Raw genomic sequence first — 15588 nt, 5'->3', positions numbered from 1 at the left:
CCCGCGGCTGATCCGTCAGAAGGGGTGAGCAAGGGAGAACGAGCATGAGCGACACCGTCGACTTCACACTGATGTACGCGATGCACGACGCGCTCCGCCGCGACCTGGAGCACATCGCGAAGACCACCGCACGCACCGACGACGACCCGCGCCGCGTCCTCGCCGCCGCCGCGGGCTGGGAGCTGTTCAAGAAGGTCCTGCACATCCACCACACCGCCGAGGACGAGGCGCTCTGGCCCCCGCTGCAGGAGGCGCTGGCGGAGCGGCCGGACGACCTGGCGGTCGTCGACGCGATGGAGGCCGAGCACGCCCAGATCGACCCGCTCCTCGACGCGGTCGACGCCGCGCTCGCCGACCGCGACAGCGGCCCCGAGCGGCTCGGCGGGCTGGCCGACGAACTGGCCGGGAAGCTGCGCGCGCACCTCACCCACGAGGAGGGCGTCGCGCTCCCGCTGATCGAACGGACGCTGACGCAGGAGCAGTTGCAGCACTTCGGCGGCGTGCACGCCGCCAAGGGCGCGGCCGAGGGCCCGGTGCTGACGGCGTGGATGCTGGAGGACGCCGACGAGAAGGTGCAGCAGGCGGTGCTCGCGCTGCTGCCGCCGCCGGTGCGGGCGGCGTACCGGGACGAGTGGCGGCCGGCGTACGTGGCCCGCGACTGGTGGGCCACGGGCGGCTGACGCGGGGGAGCGGCCGCCCGGCGGGCGCCCGGGCGGGGGTCGCGCACTCCCGCCCGCGCGCCGCCCGCCCGGCCCCGGCGGAACCGGCCGGTCACATCGGGGCGCTCTCGTCGGTCAACTGAACGAAGGCGTCGCCGAGAGGATCCGACCAGATGGACGAACACGACTGGCTGGCCGCACGATTCGAGACCGACCGCCCCCGCCTGCGCGCCCTCGCCTACCGGATGCTCGGCTCGCCCGACGAGGCCGACGACGCCGTGCAGGAGAGCTGGATCAGGCTGAGCCGCGCCGACGGCGTCGGCGCGAAGAACCTCGACGGGTGCCTGCGCACGACCGTCGCGCGGGTCTCGCTGCACATGCTGCGGTCCCGCAAGGCCCGCCCGGAGGTCCTCGTCGACGCCGCCGAGCAGGGCGAGCCGGCGGCGGACCCCGAGGAGGAGGTGCTGCTGGCGGACTCGGTACGGCTCGCGCTGCTGGTCGTGCTCGACACGCTGACGCCGCCGGAGCGGCTGGCGTACGTGCTCCACGACATGTTCGCGGTGCCGTTCGAGGAGATCGCGGCGGTGGTGGACCGCTCGCCGGCCGCGGCCCGGCAGCTGGCGGGCCGGGCGCGGGACCGCGTACGGCGGTCGGCCGGACCCGCGGGCCCGGCGGGCGCGTACGGCGGCGGCGCGAAGGACCCCGGGGCGCGGGACGGCGGGAGCGGCGTGTACGGCGAGAGTGTCTACGACACGGGCGTGCGCACCGGCGACGACGGCGTGGACCCGGCGGTGAAGGCGGGCGCGGACATCGCGCGCGCGTTCTTCGCGGCGTCCCGCGAGGGCGACTTCGAGGCGCTGCTGACGGTGCTCGACCCGGACCACCATCCGCTGCGCGGCGACCCGCCCCCCGACTCCCCGCCGGCCCCCAAGGCGCCGCCCGCCGCCCCCGGCGGAGCGTCCGCGGAAGCCCCCGCCGAACGCCGCGGCGGCGACGCCGTCGTCGGCGTCACGGAGGCCAGCGACACCGAGTCCGTCACCCGGGTCTGCACGGTACGCACCTGGGCCCCGGTCCCCGCGCTGATCGACGGCGCCGCGGGCCTCGTCTGGGTCCAGGACGGCCGCCCGCAGATCGCGTTCCGCTTCACCGTCAGCGACGGCGAGATCACCGAAACGGAACTGGAGACCGACCTTTCCGGCCTTTGCATCGTGTATTGACCGCGGGAGTGTCTCGTCTGGTGGGCATGAGGCGTAGCCCCGCCGTGCGCTGGACAGGGATGGCGTCGAGGGATGTCCACCTGACCCCTGCTCATGGAGGTTCCGTCATCACAGCGAGAAGCCAACAATTCGGTGAAAGCCCGGTCGAGGTACGGGAAACCGGCCACTACAAGCAGGAGTATATCCCCAGCTTCGTCGAGAAGTGGGACTCTCTCATAGACTGGGAGAAACGCTCAGAAAGCGAGGGAAACTTCTTCATCGACCTGCTCCGCAAGCGCGGCGTGAAAAGCGTCCTCGACGTCGCGACCGGCACCGGCTTCCACTCGGTGCAACTTCTGGCAGCGGGCTTCGACACCGTCAGCGCCGACGGCAGCCCCGAGATGCTCGCCATGGCCTTCAAGAACGGCCTCGACAGAGGCGGCCCCATCCTCCGCGTCGTACAGGCCGACTGGCGCTGGCTCAACCGCGACGTGCACGGCGCGTACGACGCCATCGTCTGCCTCGGGAACTCCTTCACCCACCTGTTCTCGGAGCGCGACCGCCGCAAGGCGCTGGCAGAGTTCTACGCGATGCTCAAGCACGACGGCGTGCTCGTGCTCGACCAGCGCAACTACGACGCCATCCTGGACCGCGGCTACACCAGCAAGCACACGTACTACTACTGCGGCGAGGACGTCGCGGTGGAGCCCGAGTACGTCGACGCGGGGCTGGTCCGCATGCGGTACCAGTTCCCCGACGAGTCCGTGTACCACCTGAACATGTTCCCGCTGCGCAAGGACTACACGCGGCGCCTGATGGCCGAGGTCGGCTTCCAGTCCATCGACACCTACGGCGACTTCCAGCACACGTACCGGGGCGACGAGCCGGACTTCTTCATCCACGTCGCGTCGAAGGAGTACGTCGTGGATCAGAAGCAGGACCGGCAGGCCAAGGAGTACACCGGCGCGGCCGGCACGGCGCGGAGCTACTACAACTCGCGCGACGCCGACACGTTCTACGCCACCGTGTGGGGCGGCGAGGACATCCACATCGGCGTGTACGACACCCCGGACGAGCCGATCGCCGACGCCAGCCGCCGCACCGTCGCGCACATGGCCGACAGGCTGGACCTCCACGAGTCCCACACCGTCCTGGACCTCGGCGCGGGCTACGGCGGCTCCGCCCGGTACCTCGCCGAGACGTACGGCTGCCGGGTCCTCGCGCTCAACCTGAGCGACGTGGAGAACCGGCGGCACCGGGAGCTCAACGAGGCCCGGGGGCTGGACCGCCGGATCGAGGTCGTCGACGGCTCCTACGACGACCTCCCGTACGAGGACGCCAGTGTGGACGTCGTGTGGTCGCAGGACGCCCTCCTGCACAGCGGAGACCGCGCGCACGTGCTGGCCCAGATCGCGCGCGTGCTGCGCCCCGGCGGACACGTCGTCTTCACCGACCCGATGCGGGCCGACGACTGCCCCGACGGCGTGCTCCAGCCCATCCTCGACCGGCTCCACCTGGACGACCTCAGCTCGCCCGGGTTCTACACCGCCGAGCTGACCAGGCTCGGCTTCGTCCCGGTGGGGGCGGGCTTCGAGGACTTGGGGGAGCACCTGGCGACGCACTACGGCCGGGTGCTGACCGAGACCGAGCGCCTGGAGGCCGAGGCGGGCCTCCGGGACAAGGTCGACCCGAGGTACCTCGACCAGATGAAGACCGGGCTCGGCCACTGGGTGCGCGGCGGCCGGAACAACCACCTGACGTGGGGCATCTTCCACTTCAGGCTGGGTGAGTCCGTACCAGGGTGAACGATTCCGCACACCGCCACGGCCGGGCCCCGCCCGGCCGTGGCGGCACCTCGGCCCCCGGCGCCGCTGCCCCCGCCCGGCCGCCGGGTACGGCCGCACCCCCCGACCCCGCGACCCCGGGGCACCCGTCGGAAGGAGCCGCCGATGCGCGCGGACGACGTCGTACCCCTGGGCCGCACCGACGTGTCCGTCACCCGCCTCGGCCTGGGCCTCGCCTCCATCGGCGGCCTCTTCGCGCCGGTGTCCGCCGAGGACGCCGCGCGCACCGTCGACCGCGCCTGGGACGCCGGCGTCCGGCTCTTCGACACCGCGCCCGTCTACGGGTACGGGCTCTCCGAACGCCGCACCGGCGCCGCGCTCGCCTCCCGCCCGCGCGCGGCGTACGCCCTGTGCACGAAGGTCGGCCGGCTCATCGTGCCCGGCGGCACCGACACGCAGCCGATCTGGGCCGACCCGCCGCCCGGCGTCGGGCCGCGGCGGGACTACTCGTACGCGGGCGTCATGCGCTCGGTCGAGGACAGCCTGGAGCGGCTCGGGCTGGACCGGATCGACGTGCTGCACGTGCACGACCCGGACGAGGACTTCCCGGCCGCCGTCACCGACGCGTACCGCGCGCTGGCCGAACTCCGCGCCCGCGGCGCCGTCGGCGCGGTGTCGATCGGTGTCAACCACGCGCCGGTGGCGGCCCGTTACCTCCGCGAGGTGGCCTCCCCGGGGCCCGACTGCGTGCTGCTCGCCGGCCGCTACAACCTGCTGGACCGCACCGGCCTCGACGACCTGCTGCCGCTGTGCGCGGCGCGCGGCGTCGCGGTGCTCGCGGCGGGCGTCTACCACTCCGGCCTGTTCACCGACCCCCGCCCCACCGCCCCCCACGGCTACCGCACCGTCCCCGCCGCCCTGGCCCGCCGCGTCGCCGCCTGGCACGCGCTCTGCCGCCGCCACGACGTCCCGCCGGCCGCCGCGGCGGTCCGCTTCCCGTTCGGCCACCGGGCGGTGACGAGCGCGGTGGTCGGCGCGCGCACGCCGGCGGAGGTGGCGGACACGGTACGGGCGTTCGCGCACCCGGTGCCGGAGGGGTTCTGGGCGGCGGCGAAGTCGGCGGACCTGCTGCCGCGCGAGGCCCCGACGCCGGCGATCTGAGCCTCAGCCCACCCGCCGGCCCGGCTCCTCCCGCTCCTGCCGTCCTTGCCGCTCCGGCCGGTCCTGCCGCTCCTGCCGTTCCTGCCGGTCCTGTCGCTCCTGCCGGTCCGGCGCGGACCCGCCGGGCCGGACCGCCACGGCCGACGGCCGCAGCCGGTGCACCACCGCCACCAGCGCCAGCGTCAGCACCAGCAGCCCCGCCCAGATCACCCAGCGCTCCGGCCACGTCCCCGGCGACGCCCCGTCCGGCGTACGGCCCCCGTCCACGCCCGTCGCCACCACCGCCGCCAGCCCCGCGACCGTCGCCACCGCCGCGACGCGGCCCGCCAGCCGGGCGGTCAGGGGCAGCGGGCGGGAGGTGCGGCGGGGGCCGCGCAGGCGGAGGCGCTCACTCGGGCGGGCGGGGGCGAGGAGGCGCAGCAGCAGCATCGCGGCGACGGGCATCTGCAACGCCCAGACCAGGGTGCGGAACGTGCCGTCGTACCAGACGTTCGTGCCGTACAGCAGGGTGTGCCAGACGCTGAGGACGTAGACGACGATGATGAAGCGGTGCAGCGCGCGCCACATGCGCGAACCGGTGCGCTGCCGCAGGTAGTACGCCAGCCCGAGCGGGATCGCGAGGTAGAACGCGAGCAGGCCGAGGAGGATGGCGAGGCGGCCGGTGCCGGTGACGTAGCCGCCGGGGACGAAGACCTTGAGGAAGCCGTCCCACAGCCGGCCGGGCCAGGTCGCCCCGCCCTCGTTGCCCCGGACCTCCTCCAGGAAGAACATCAGCGCGTGCATGAACATCAGCGCGATGGTCGTCAGGCTCGTCGTGCGGTGCAGCTTCTCCAGGCCGGCGGCGGGCAGCCAGCGGACCCGCGGGCGCGGGCCGGTGCGCAGGAGGCTGAAGACGATGGTGATCCACGCCCACAGCAGGCCGGACCAGCCGAACGCCTGGCAGAGCCAGTACATCCAGTAGCGGTCGGCGTCGGCGAGCATCGGCATGACCTGGACGGTCGCGGACGTGCCGTTGTCGACGCGGACGTAGAGCCAGACGAAGATGGCGCCGGTGACGACGAGCGCGATGCCGGCGTCCGGCCCGGCCGCACGGAGGTCGGCCCCGAGTCCCGCCCAGTCGAACCACCGGCCGGACCCGGCCTTTCCGCGGTCCTCCGCGGCGCTTTCGGACACCCCTGATCGACGTCCCACCGACACCCCTCCCGCCTCCTGCGTCCCGTCGACCCCACCTGATGTGTACCCATCACCTCCGCCGCATAGTCAAAGGCCCGGGGCCGCCGCGGCCCGGGGCGCGTGCCGCCGAGGACGTCGTCGCGGTTGCGCAGCCGCACCATCCGACCGATGCGGATGTCGAGTCCGTCCCGCCAGGCGGCGGAGAGCCGGGCCCCGTCCTCCGGACGCCGCCGGGCCCGCCGGCTACGCCGCCGCCTCCTCCCGCGGGTAGAACGGCAGGTCGATGTACACCTGGTCCGCCGCCGCCAGGATCTCCCCGGCGTCGTCCACCGGCGGGTGGATGTACCCGTTGATCTGTTCCTTCACGTACGCGCCGCCCTCTCCCGACGCCATCACCTTCCGGTCCCACCCCCGGGTGAACACCCCGCCCGCCGCGCCCAGATACAGGCACGTCACGTACGGCGCCGGCGTGAACGGCCGCGGCGGTACGCCCAGCAGGTCGGCCGCCGCGTTGTAGCCCGCGACCTTGCCCAGCGGCGTCGCGTGCTGGCACGCCTGCATCACCGTGTGCTCCGCGTCGTACGGCGCCGCCGCCGCGTCCCCCGCCGCGAACACCTCGGGCAGCGCCCGCAGCCACCGGTCCACCGGCACCCGGCCCAGGTGGTCCAGGTCGTCCGACAGCTGCCGGGTCAGCTCGCCGGCCCGGATCCCCGTCGACCACACCACGGCGTCCGCGGCCACCCGGTCGCCGTCGGAGAGCACCGCGTACCCGTCGCCGACCTCCGTGACCGTCGTCCGGAGCCGCCGCTCGACGCCCAGCTCGTCCAGCGCCGCCTCGATCGCCGCCCGCGGCCCCGGCCCGAGCGGTTCGCCGACCGTCTCCGCCGTGTCCACCAGCAGCACCCGCCCCCGCGCCGCCAGTTCGCTCGCCGCCTCCAGGCCGACGAACCCGGCGCCGACGACCACCGCGGCGTAGCCGTCGCGGCCGCGGAGGTGGGCGGTGAGGCGGCGGGCGCCGGCCAGGGTGTCGATGTCGAAGAGCCGCTCGGCGCCCGGCAGGTCCGCGGGCGGTACGAGCCGGCTGCCCGAGGCGAGCACCAGCCGGTCGTACGCGATCTCCGTCCCGCCGTCGGTCACGACGACCCGGCGGCCGGTGTCGACGGCGGTGACCGTGGCCCGTACGCGCGCGACGCCGATCGGGTCCAGGATCCGGTCCAGGGCCACCGTGGCGCGGTCGGGCTCCGGCTCGTACAGCCGTGGCCGCAGCACCAGCTCGTCATTCGGCGCGACGAGCGTGACGCGCAGGTCCGCGCCCGCCTCCGCCCCTGCCTCCCCTGCCTCCGCGGCCTTGCGGCGGGCGAGCGCGGCGCCCGCCGCGCTCCACACGCCCGCGAAACCGCCACCGATGATCACGACATGGTTCATCGTGCCGTCCTCCTCAGCTTGCTCCGATGCGCCAGGGAGACAAGACGGCGGCGTCAGACGTGACCGGGGGAGACGAGCGGGGCCAGCGCGGCGAGCTTGCCGGGGTTGGCGAGCCGGCGCACCTCGGTGAGGCGGCCGTCCGCGACCTCCACCGTGTCCAGCCAGAGCGGCGCGCCCGCGCGGTACGTGACGAGCGCGGGCCGGCCGTTGACCTCGACCAGCCGCGCGCCGTCCGGGCGCCCGATCCGTACCGAACGGACCGCGAGCAGCGCGATCGTCTCCGCGCCCAGCACCGGCCGCCGGGCCGCGGTCGCCTCGCCGCCGCCGTCGGCGACGTACACGGCGCCGGGGTGCAGCAGCTCGACCAGCGCGGCCATGTCACCGGCCTCGGCGGCGGCCTTGAACGCCCGGAGCACCCGCTCCGTCTCCGCCCGCGGCGCCGCCGGCTCCCGGCCCGCCGTCGCCCCCTCCGCCCGCACCCGGGCCCGCGCCCGGGAGGCCAGCTTGCGGCTGGCGGCCGGGGTGGCGCCGAGTACCTCGGCGACGCGGGCGAAGGGGAAGCCGAAGACGTCGTGCAGCACGAACGCGACGCGCTCGGCCGGCGTGAGCCGCTCCATCAGCAACAGCATCGCCGTGCCCACCGACTCGTCGACGAGCACCTGCGCGGCGGCGTCGGGCCCGGTCGGCAGCGGCTCGGGCAGCCAGGGGCCGACGTAGGTCTCGCGCCGGACGCGGGCGGACTTGAGCACGTTGTACGCGGTCCGGGCGGCGACTGTCACCAGCCAGGCGCGCAGGTCCCGTACGCCGGACAGGTCGGCGCCGGCGGCGCGCAGCCAGACGTCCTGCGTGACGTCCTCGGCCTCGGTGACGGTGCCGAGGATGCGGTACGCGGCGCCGAAGACGGCGGGCCGGTGGGCGGCCCAGTCCGCCTCCGTCAGCGCGGCCTCGGGCTCCACGGGACTCCGCCACCTCCTCACACCGCCGACGGTGTGCAGTGTAGGCAGCCGCCCGCCCGGCCCGGCGCGGACGGGGCGGCGGCTAACCTCGACGTGGCGAGAGGAGCGCACCGGTGGCGGGGCTGATGTGGGGGGTCGGGCCGGTCGACGTGTTCGTCGACACGGCGACGGTCGACGTCGTCGGGGAGTCGCTCGTCGTCGAGTTCGAGCCCCGGTTCACGGACAACGGGCTGGTCGAGGCCGACCCCGCGGGCGACGGGCTGCGGATTCTGTGCGGCCAGGAGATCGGCACGGTCGGGGTGGGCGCCGAACTCTGGGACGGGGCGCCGCCGCTGGAGGCCGCGGCGTGGCAGGACGTCGCCGAGGTGTCGGTGGCGTGGGAGTCGGCGTTCATGGACTTCGCCACCAACTGGCAGGAGAGCGACGACGAGGCCGGGCGGCTGCCGCTGCGGTCGGGCGCGGCTGCGGGGGCGGGCGGCGGCGCGGGGGCGGCGGGGCCGTATCGCGTACGGGTCCACGGGCGCAACCGCGACGGCGCCGACCCGCGCGGGGACGGCGAGCCGCGCGAGGAGTACCTGCTCCAGGTGTGGCGTGCCGCCCCCGCCGCGCCCGCGCTGCTCAAGTCGACCAGCGCGACCGGCGCTTCCGCGCGCCGGGGCTGAGCCCCCGTACCCCGGCCGGGCCGCGCGCGGGGGCGTCCGTCAGCGCGACGCCCCCGCGGCCGGACGGTGCGTCAGTCGATCCGGGTCGGCGCCTTCTTGGCCCCGTCGCCGGTGAGGGTGCATATCGACGGCGCCATCACGTGCGCCGGGCTCGACCAGCCGGCGCACTGGTAGCCGGAGTGGCCGTACCAGTCGTGGCCGAACTCGTGCGCCGCCAGCAGCGCGTCGTCGCCCACGCCGCCCATGAACAGCGCGATGCGCTGGCCCTGGCCCCAGTTGCAGCCGACGATCCGGCCGCCGCCACCGCAGTCGCTGATGTAGCTGTTGCGGCACTCGACCGGGGTGTCGCTGCCGGAGGTGCGGTTCAGGTTGGCCCACGCCGACGCGCCCTGGGCGATGGCACCGGCGTAGGCGCTGCACGACGAGGTGAGGTAGTACGCGCGGTCGGTCGGGACCGGCCAGGCGGTGGCCCCGTACTCGCGGTCCTGCGGGCCCTTGGCCGCCAGCGCCTCGAACTCCTCCACGGTGATCCCGTGGCCCTCGCCGAGCTTCTCGCCGGCGTGGTCGTGCGCGGCCGCCTCCACGGCCGCGGCGCTACGGGCCTCGGGCGCCGGCGCCGCCTGCGCGCCGGGTCCGGCGACGGCGGCGGCCAGGGCCGCGACGGCCACGAGGACGGATCTCAGGAGTACCTTGCTCCGCATGGCGCTCTCCTTGTGTCGGTGGGAGGTAGGGGCGGCGGGCCGCCCGTTCACAGAGATCGCACGCCCGCGGACGGAGAACAATCCGGGAAACGGTACGTAGGGACTACGTATTAATTCCGCGCGTCGATGCCGCGCGCGACCTCCGCCCGCGAGCCGACGTTCAGCTTCCGCAGCAGCTTCGCCACGTGCTGCTCGACGGTGCGGGGGGAGAGGTAGAGCACGTCGGCGATCTGCCGGTTGGTGTGGCCGCGGGCGACGAGGCGCGCGACCTCGCGTTCGCGCGGGGAGAGCTGGTCGCCGTAGCCGCGACGGCCGCGGCGGGAGGGGAGCGGGACGTTGTTGCCGCGCAGGATGCGGCGGCAGCGGGCGGCGTCGCGGACGGCGCCGAGTTCGGTGAACCGCTGGGCCAGCTCGGCGAGTTCCCGCGCGGGCCCGGTCTCTGCGGCGGGCCCGGGTTCCGGCCCGGGTCCGGGCTCTGGCCCGGGTTCTGGCCCTGGCCCTGGCGCCGGTCCGCGGCCGGGGGAAGGGCTGCGGTCGCGCGCCGCCAGCCGGCAGCGCGCCGCCGCCTCCCCCGCGCGCGCCGCCGAGTACGGCTGCGGGAGCGCGGCGTACGCCCGCTGCGCCGCGTCGAACAGCCCCGCCGCCTCCGCGGCCGCGTCCCCCGCCGTCCCGCGCCCGCCCGCCCCCGCCGCCACGATCCCCCGGCACGCCAGCAACGCCGCCTCCGCCAGCGGCGCGTCCCGCCCCGCGACGCCCGCCGCCAGCTCCGCCGTGACCTCCGCCGCCGCCTCCGGCCGCCCGCCCCGTACCAGCGCCGCGACCGCCGCCGGCGCCAGGTCCCCCGCCCACGGCCAGATGTCCTTGCGCCGGATCCGCGCCAGCCCCCGCTCCGCCTCCGCCCGCGCCCGCTCCGGCTCGCCGCGCGCCTGGAGCAGCCGGGTCATGGCGCCGGAGGCGGTGGCCAGTATCGGCGCGAGCGCGTTGCGCGGGTCGGCGAGACCGGCCGCCGCCAGCTCCACCGCCGCCTCGTCCCACTCGCCCACCGCCGACGCCAGCAGCCCCAGCACCAGGTGCGCCTCGGCGGCGATGCTGGAGACGCCCCGCACCGCGCCGAGCGTCTGCCGGCACCGCTCCGCGAGCCCGCCCCACCGGCCCCCGTACCAGTCCAGCCGCAGCGCCGTACCCTCCACGATCCCTTCGAGCCACGTCGCCCCGCACTCGGCCGCCAGCCGCCGCCCCTCGCCGCGGTAGCGCTGCGCCCGCCGGTAGTGGCCGAGGCAGGCGGCGGCGTCGGCGAAGTTGCCGCAGGCGCGGGCGATCTGGCGGCGGTGTACGGCGGGCACGGGCCCGGCGATGAGGCGTTCGGCCTCCTCCCACACCGCCGGGTCGCCGAGGTTCATGCGCAGGGCCAGGTGGTTGCCGCGTACGGCGGTGCGGACCGCGGCGTCGGGCGTGTGCGCCACCAGCTCCTCGGCCCGTTCGATCCACCGCTCGTAGACCTGCCGCGGCTGGTCGCCCCAGCCCGGCATGGCGAGCGCGGCCATGCCGCGGGCCGCGAGCGCGGGGCGGCCGTGCAGCTCGCCCACCGCCACCTCGGTGCTGACGCGGCCCTCCTCGTGGCGGCCCGCCTGGTTGTGGAGCAGGAGGCCGAGGTTGAGGCGGATCTCGCCGCGCACCCCCTCGGGGATGTGGCCGTCGCGCACGATGTCGTGGAGCAGCGCCGTCGCCCGGTGGTGGGTGAGCCCGACGACCGCGTCGCGGCTCAGGTCCACGGCGATACGGGCACACTCCGGCCGCCCCAGCCGCCCGTCCGACAGCAACTCCTCCAGCACCCCCACGGCGAGCGCCAGATCGCCCATCTCGCGCGCGGAGACGGCGGCCGCCTCGGCGTAGCGCTGCCACGCGGCCAGCTCCCCGCCGTGGTGCGCGTGGTACGCGAGCTGGATGAGCGGCTGCGGGTCCGCGGCGGCCAGCGCGTGCATCGCCTGCCGGTGCAGCCGCCGCCGGTCGGGGCCCAGCAGCCCGTCGTAGACGGCCTGCTGGGCGAGGGCGTGCCGGAAGCCGTAGCGGTCCTCGCCCCACTCGTGCAGCACGCCGGCGAGCAGCGCCTCGCGCACGGCCGCCGAGTCCGCGGGCGCGGCGGGCCGCCCGGGGGCGCCGCGCGCGACGGCGGCGATCAGCGCCTCGCCGGCGGGGACGCGGAGGACGGAGGCGGCACGTACGGCGTCGGCGGCGGCGGGCGAGAGGACGCTCATGCGGTCGGCGACGGCCTCCTGGAGACGGGTCGGGACGGCCATGGCGGCGAGGGCGCCGTCTGCGGGGCGTACGTCGGCGGGGAGGGCGCGTACGACCTCCTCGACCACGAAGGGGATCCCGGCGGTGCGGCGGTGCAGCTCGGCGGCGGTGTCCGCCACGGCCTCGGCGGGCGTCGGGGTGGGCGTCCCGGTCAGGGCGGTGACCATGTCGCGTACGCCGTGCACGTCCAGCGGCCCCAGCGGGACGACGACGGCGGTGGCGCCCGGCGGCGGCCGGTACGCGCGGCCCAGCGGCAGCCCACCGCCCGGCAGCCCGCCGCCCGGCAGGTCCTCACGGCGGTAACTGAGCACGACGGACAGCCCGTCGGGCGGGTCGTCGACGAGGAAGCGCAGCAGGTCGCGCGTGCCCTCGTCGGCCCAGTGCAGGTCCTCGACCACCATCACCGGCCCGCCGGCCGCGTCCAGCAGCGCCCGTACCGCCCGGAACAGCCGGTGCCGCCCGGCCCGCAGGTCACCGAGCAACCCGGGCGCCGGCGGCAGCCGGTCGGCCAGCTCCGGCAGGTAGGCGCGCAGCGCCCCGCAGACCGGGCTGAGCGCGGGCGGCAGCCCGCCGGCGAGATGCCGCAGCAGGTCGAACACGGGCCCGTACGGAAACGGCTCGCGCAGCGGCCGGCAGCCGCCCAGCAACACCCGCCGCCCGCCCACGGCGGGATGCCGCAGCGCCTCCCGGATCAGCCGCGTCTTCCCGATCCCGGCCTCGCCCTCGACCATCGCCACGGACGGCGGCCGCGCCACGGCGTCCACGAGCGCGTTCAACTCCCGCGCCCTGCCGATCAGTACGGGCGCTTCAGCGGGGCGCACAGCGGTCACGGTCATGAGCGCCTCCGGCCGGTGGGGTCCAGCGGCGCGCCGGGCGGGGGTGTGCGGTCGGCGCGTCGCGGCGGCGACAAGCGTGAAGAGCGACAGCGTGAAGGTATGCCTCCGGACGCGCCCCGGCAAGACCGGCCGGGCCGGGCCCGGGCTCCGGCCCCCGCTCGGGACCGGGCCCGTCACATCGTCCGCGCCCCGCCTGTCATATGGGAAGGCAGCTGCTTCGTACACGGAAAAGACGGGACGCCGTACACCATTCCGGGCGCCCACCTCGAATCGACGACACGGAAACGAGCTATGACCGGCAACATAGACATGTCGATGATGTACGCGATGCACAACGCCTTGCGGCGCGACCTCGCCAAAATCACCGAGGTCTCCGCCCGCACCGACGAGAACCCCCGCCTGATCCTCGCCAACGGCTCCAGCTACGAGCTGTTCAAGAAGGCCCTCACCATCCACCACACCGCCGAGGACGAGGCACTCTGGCCCCCGCTGCGCGCGGCCGTCGCCGGCAAGCCCGACGAAGAGGCGGTCCTCGACGCGATGGAGGCCGAGCACGGGCAGATCGACCCGCTGCTGGCGTCGGTCGAAGCCGTCCTGGACGACGAGACCGCCGGCCCGGACAAGGTCGCCGCCGCCACCGGCGCGCTCGCGGAGGCGCTGACCGCGCACCTGGAGCACGAGGAGAAGGAGGCCCTGCCGCTGATCGACGCGCGGCTGACGCAGGAGCAGTGGCAGCACTACAGCGAGGTCCACGTCGCGAAGACCGGCCCGGAGACGTCGTCGCTGCTCCCCTGGCTGCTGGAGGACGCCAACGAGGACGTAGTCGCGATGATGACGGCGCGGATGCCGGAGAACGTACGGACCCTGTTCACCGACCAGTGGGTGCCCGCGTACCGGGCCCGCGACCGGTGGAACGCGGTGTCCTGACCCCGGCCCCCGGGCCCGGACCTCAGGCCCCAGCCCGGACGCCGGACTCGGACCGTGGGTGGCGCGAGACCTCCGCCGGGGTCCCACGCCACCCACCTCCGCGGCGCCGCGGGCTGGCGCGCGAGGGGGAGTGCCCGCCGTATCAGCCCGCCGCCGTCGAGGATGGGGCTGCCGGTGTGCGGCGTCGTCCCCCCGTGCACGGCCCAGGCACAGAACTCCCGGTAACGCTCCCCGTGAAGTGGGGCGAATCGCCCACGAGCCGGGACTTTCGTACGTCGGCGTGTAGCGGCCCCCGCTGTGCGTCCCGGCCCCGGTGGCGCCCGGGCCCCGCCGCGGGGCGCGTCTGCGGGCGCCGGGGCCGGGCGGCAGGCCGCACGCCGCAGGCGTCAGGCGCCGTTCCAGGCCGGGGCATCCGTTCCCCACCGACCCGACGGGCGTGCCCAGTTCGTCGGGCTTCCGTCGTACGACACCGGGGGCAGGACGTGCCGGAGTCGGCCCATGGGGCTGTCGGTCTCGGTCAGCCGGTGTTCGGCGTCGAAGCCCTGGTCCTCGCCCGGGGCGGGTGCGAGGTCGTGGACCAGCCAGTGCGCGGTCTGCGTCAGCGCCACGCGGACCAGCCGGGTGCCGCCCGTGCGGTGCTGCTCGGTGAGCGCGCGCAGGACACCGGCGGCGAGCAGGTAGCCGGTGCCGTGGTCGAGGGCCTGGGCGGGCAGGGTGCCGGGCGCGTCCGGCGAGCCCTCCAAGGCGGCGATGCCGGTGGCGACTTGGACCAGGCTGTCGAAGCCGCGCCTCCTGTGCCACGGTCCGTAGCGGCCCCACGCGGAGAGCTGGGCGATGACGAGACCCGGGCGGCGCTCGGCGAGCGCTTCGGGTGTCAGGCCGAGCCGTTCCAGCGCGCCCGGCCGGTAGCCGGTGACCACCACGTCGGCGGTGTCGAGCAGTTCTTCGAAGAGCCTGCGGTCGGTGTCCTCTCCCAGGTCCAGAGTGGTGGAGCGTTTCCCCATTCCGGTGTCGTTGTGGGCCTCCTGGCTTTCCGGCAGCTGCGGGGCGTCGATGCGCAGCACGTCGGCGCCGAGCAACGCGAGCGTTCGGGTGGCGACCGGTCCGGCCAGGACCCGGGTCAGGTCCAGGACGCGCAGCCCGGCGCACGGGAGGGCGGCGCCACCGAGCATGCGTTCCGGGGCGTTGTCGATGCGTGCCGTCGTCAGCAGCGGCTGCCCCGCCGTCAGGATCCCCTGCTCGCTCCTGGCCCAGTCCTCGGGGCCGCGCGCCGCGACGGCGAGACCGCCCGCCGCGTACACGGTCTCCTCCACTTCCCGCGCGGTCAGCCCCGCGATCGCCTGCGCCACCGCGTCCACCGCGTCCACCGCGTCCACCGCCTCCTCGTCGGCGCTCCCCGGCACCCCGAGAGCGGCGAGCAGCCGGGCCCGGTGGTGCGGGTAGTTGGCGTGTGTACGCACCCATCCGTCGGCCGCCCGCCAGAACCGCGACAGCGGGGAGAAGGTCGACCACGCCCGCCCGTCGACCCGCATCAGCCGGTCGCTGAGGAACGCCGTCGCGACCGCCTCGTCATCGACCCGCACCCGGGGCACGGGGCTCCCCGTGCGCACGGAAGCGAGCTCGGCGGCCGCGAGCGAGCACGCCGCCACGGTGGCCCGCGCCAGCTCCATGACGGGCAGCCGCGCCGGCAGCCCACCGGACGGACCGCCGTAGGACACCCGGTCAAGCAGTGAAGCATCGGCACCCAGTGCCGCCCAAGCCTGTGAGGTCCCTGAGGCCATGGGAGAGTCCATGCCTCCATTGTGGCACTGAG

The 15588-nt window shown here is 75.5% G+C and carries 12 protein-coding genes; 6 read left to right on the top strand and 6 right to left on the bottom strand.

The genetic code is table 11. The features are described from left to right. The first annotated feature begins 44 nt into the window (after positions 1–44). From ACHZ99_RS12960 to ACHZ99_RS12945, 4 genes are all read left to right on the top strand, one after another. A complete protein-coding gene (locus ACHZ99_RS12960; protein WP_420304627.1) occupies positions 45–680 on the top strand; it encodes a hemerythrin domain-containing protein in 636 nt (211 codons plus the stop codon). Between the two features lie 152 nt (positions 681–832). Beyond that, positions 833–1876 carry a sigma factor gene (locus ACHZ99_RS12955; RefSeq protein ID WP_420304626.1) on the top strand — a complete coding sequence of 348 codons (1044 nt, stop codon included), beginning with the start codon at positions 833–835 and terminating at the stop codon, positions 1874–1876. 26 nt (positions 1877–1902) lie between these two features. Further along, a complete protein-coding gene (locus tag ACHZ99_RS12950; protein WP_420304625.1) occupies positions 1903–3660 on the top strand; it encodes a methyltransferase domain-containing protein in 1758 nt (585 codons plus the stop codon). 144 nt (positions 3661–3804) lie between these two features. Continuing rightward, complete coding sequence (locus tag ACHZ99_RS12945) at positions 3805–4800, top strand: aldo/keto reductase (RefSeq protein ID WP_420304624.1); 996 nt, start codon at positions 3805–3807, stop codon at positions 4798–4800. 3 nt (positions 4801–4803) lie between these two features. Here the strand turns inward: ACHZ99_RS12945 and ACHZ99_RS12940 are convergent, their stop codons facing one another. The 3 genes from ACHZ99_RS12940 to sigJ all read right to left on the bottom strand — a co-directional run bounded on the left by ACHZ99_RS12940 (position 4804) and on the right by sigJ (position 8354). Continuing rightward, positions 4804–5973 (bottom strand): ferric reductase-like transmembrane domain-containing protein, encoded by a 1170-nt coding sequence (locus ACHZ99_RS12940; RefSeq protein ID WP_420304623.1) that lies wholly within the window; start codon positions 5971–5973, stop codon positions 4804–4806. A gap of 243 nt (positions 5974–6216) precedes the next feature. After that, positions 6217–7398 carry an NAD(P)/FAD-dependent oxidoreductase gene (locus tag ACHZ99_RS12935; protein ID WP_420304622.1) on the bottom strand — a complete coding sequence of 394 codons (1182 nt, stop codon included), beginning with the start codon at positions 7396–7398 and terminating at the stop codon, positions 6217–6219. Between the two features lie 53 nt (positions 7399–7451). Beyond that, a complete protein-coding gene (gene sigJ / locus ACHZ99_RS12930; protein ID WP_420304621.1) occupies positions 7452–8354 on the bottom strand; it encodes an RNA polymerase sigma factor SigJ in 903 nt (300 codons plus the stop codon). Between the two features lie 113 nt (positions 8355–8467). Between sigJ and ACHZ99_RS12925 the strand changes: the two genes are divergently transcribed. Further along, entirely contained in the window at positions 8468–9016 is a 549-nt protein-coding gene (locus ACHZ99_RS12925; protein ID WP_420304620.1) for a hypothetical protein, read from the top strand. A gap of 71 nt (positions 9017–9087) precedes the next feature. Here ACHZ99_RS12925 and ACHZ99_RS12920 read toward each other — a convergent pair whose 3' ends face one another. Continuing rightward, positions 9088–9717, bottom strand: a complete 630-nt coding sequence (locus ACHZ99_RS12920; RefSeq protein ID WP_420304619.1) for a hypothetical protein — start codon at positions 9715–9717, stop codon at positions 9088–9090. A 110-nt stretch (positions 9718–9827) separates the two neighbouring features. Then, positions 9828–12848: a helix-turn-helix transcriptional regulator gene (locus ACHZ99_RS12915; RefSeq protein WP_420304618.1), complete on the bottom strand. Its 3021-nt coding sequence runs from the start codon at positions 12846–12848 to the stop codon at positions 9828–9830. Positions 12849–13139: 291 nt separating this feature from the next. Between ACHZ99_RS12915 and ACHZ99_RS12910 the strand changes: the two genes are divergently transcribed. Next, the gene (locus ACHZ99_RS12910) at positions 13140–13775 is read left to right on the top strand and encodes a hemerythrin domain-containing protein (RefSeq protein ID WP_420304617.1); all 636 of its coding nucleotides are present in this window, start codon (positions 13140–13142) and stop codon (positions 13773–13775) included. A 386-nt stretch (positions 13776–14161) separates the two neighbouring features. Here the strand turns inward: ACHZ99_RS12910 and ACHZ99_RS12905 are convergent, their stop codons facing one another. Next, positions 14162–15568, bottom strand: coding sequence for a CoA transferase (locus tag ACHZ99_RS12905; RefSeq protein WP_420304616.1), 1407 nt, complete (start codon positions 15566–15568; stop codon positions 14162–14164). Positions 15569–15588 lie beyond the last annotated feature (20 nt).

The organism is Streptomyces sp. MAR4 CNX-425 (assembly GCF_048656465.1).
In the GTDB taxonomy this organism is placed as follows: Bacteria; Actinomycetota; Actinomycetes; order Streptomycetales; family Streptomycetaceae; genus Streptomyces.
The sequence above is the reverse complement of the archived record's forward strand: the minus strand, read 5'-3'. Positions and strand labels throughout refer to the sequence as shown.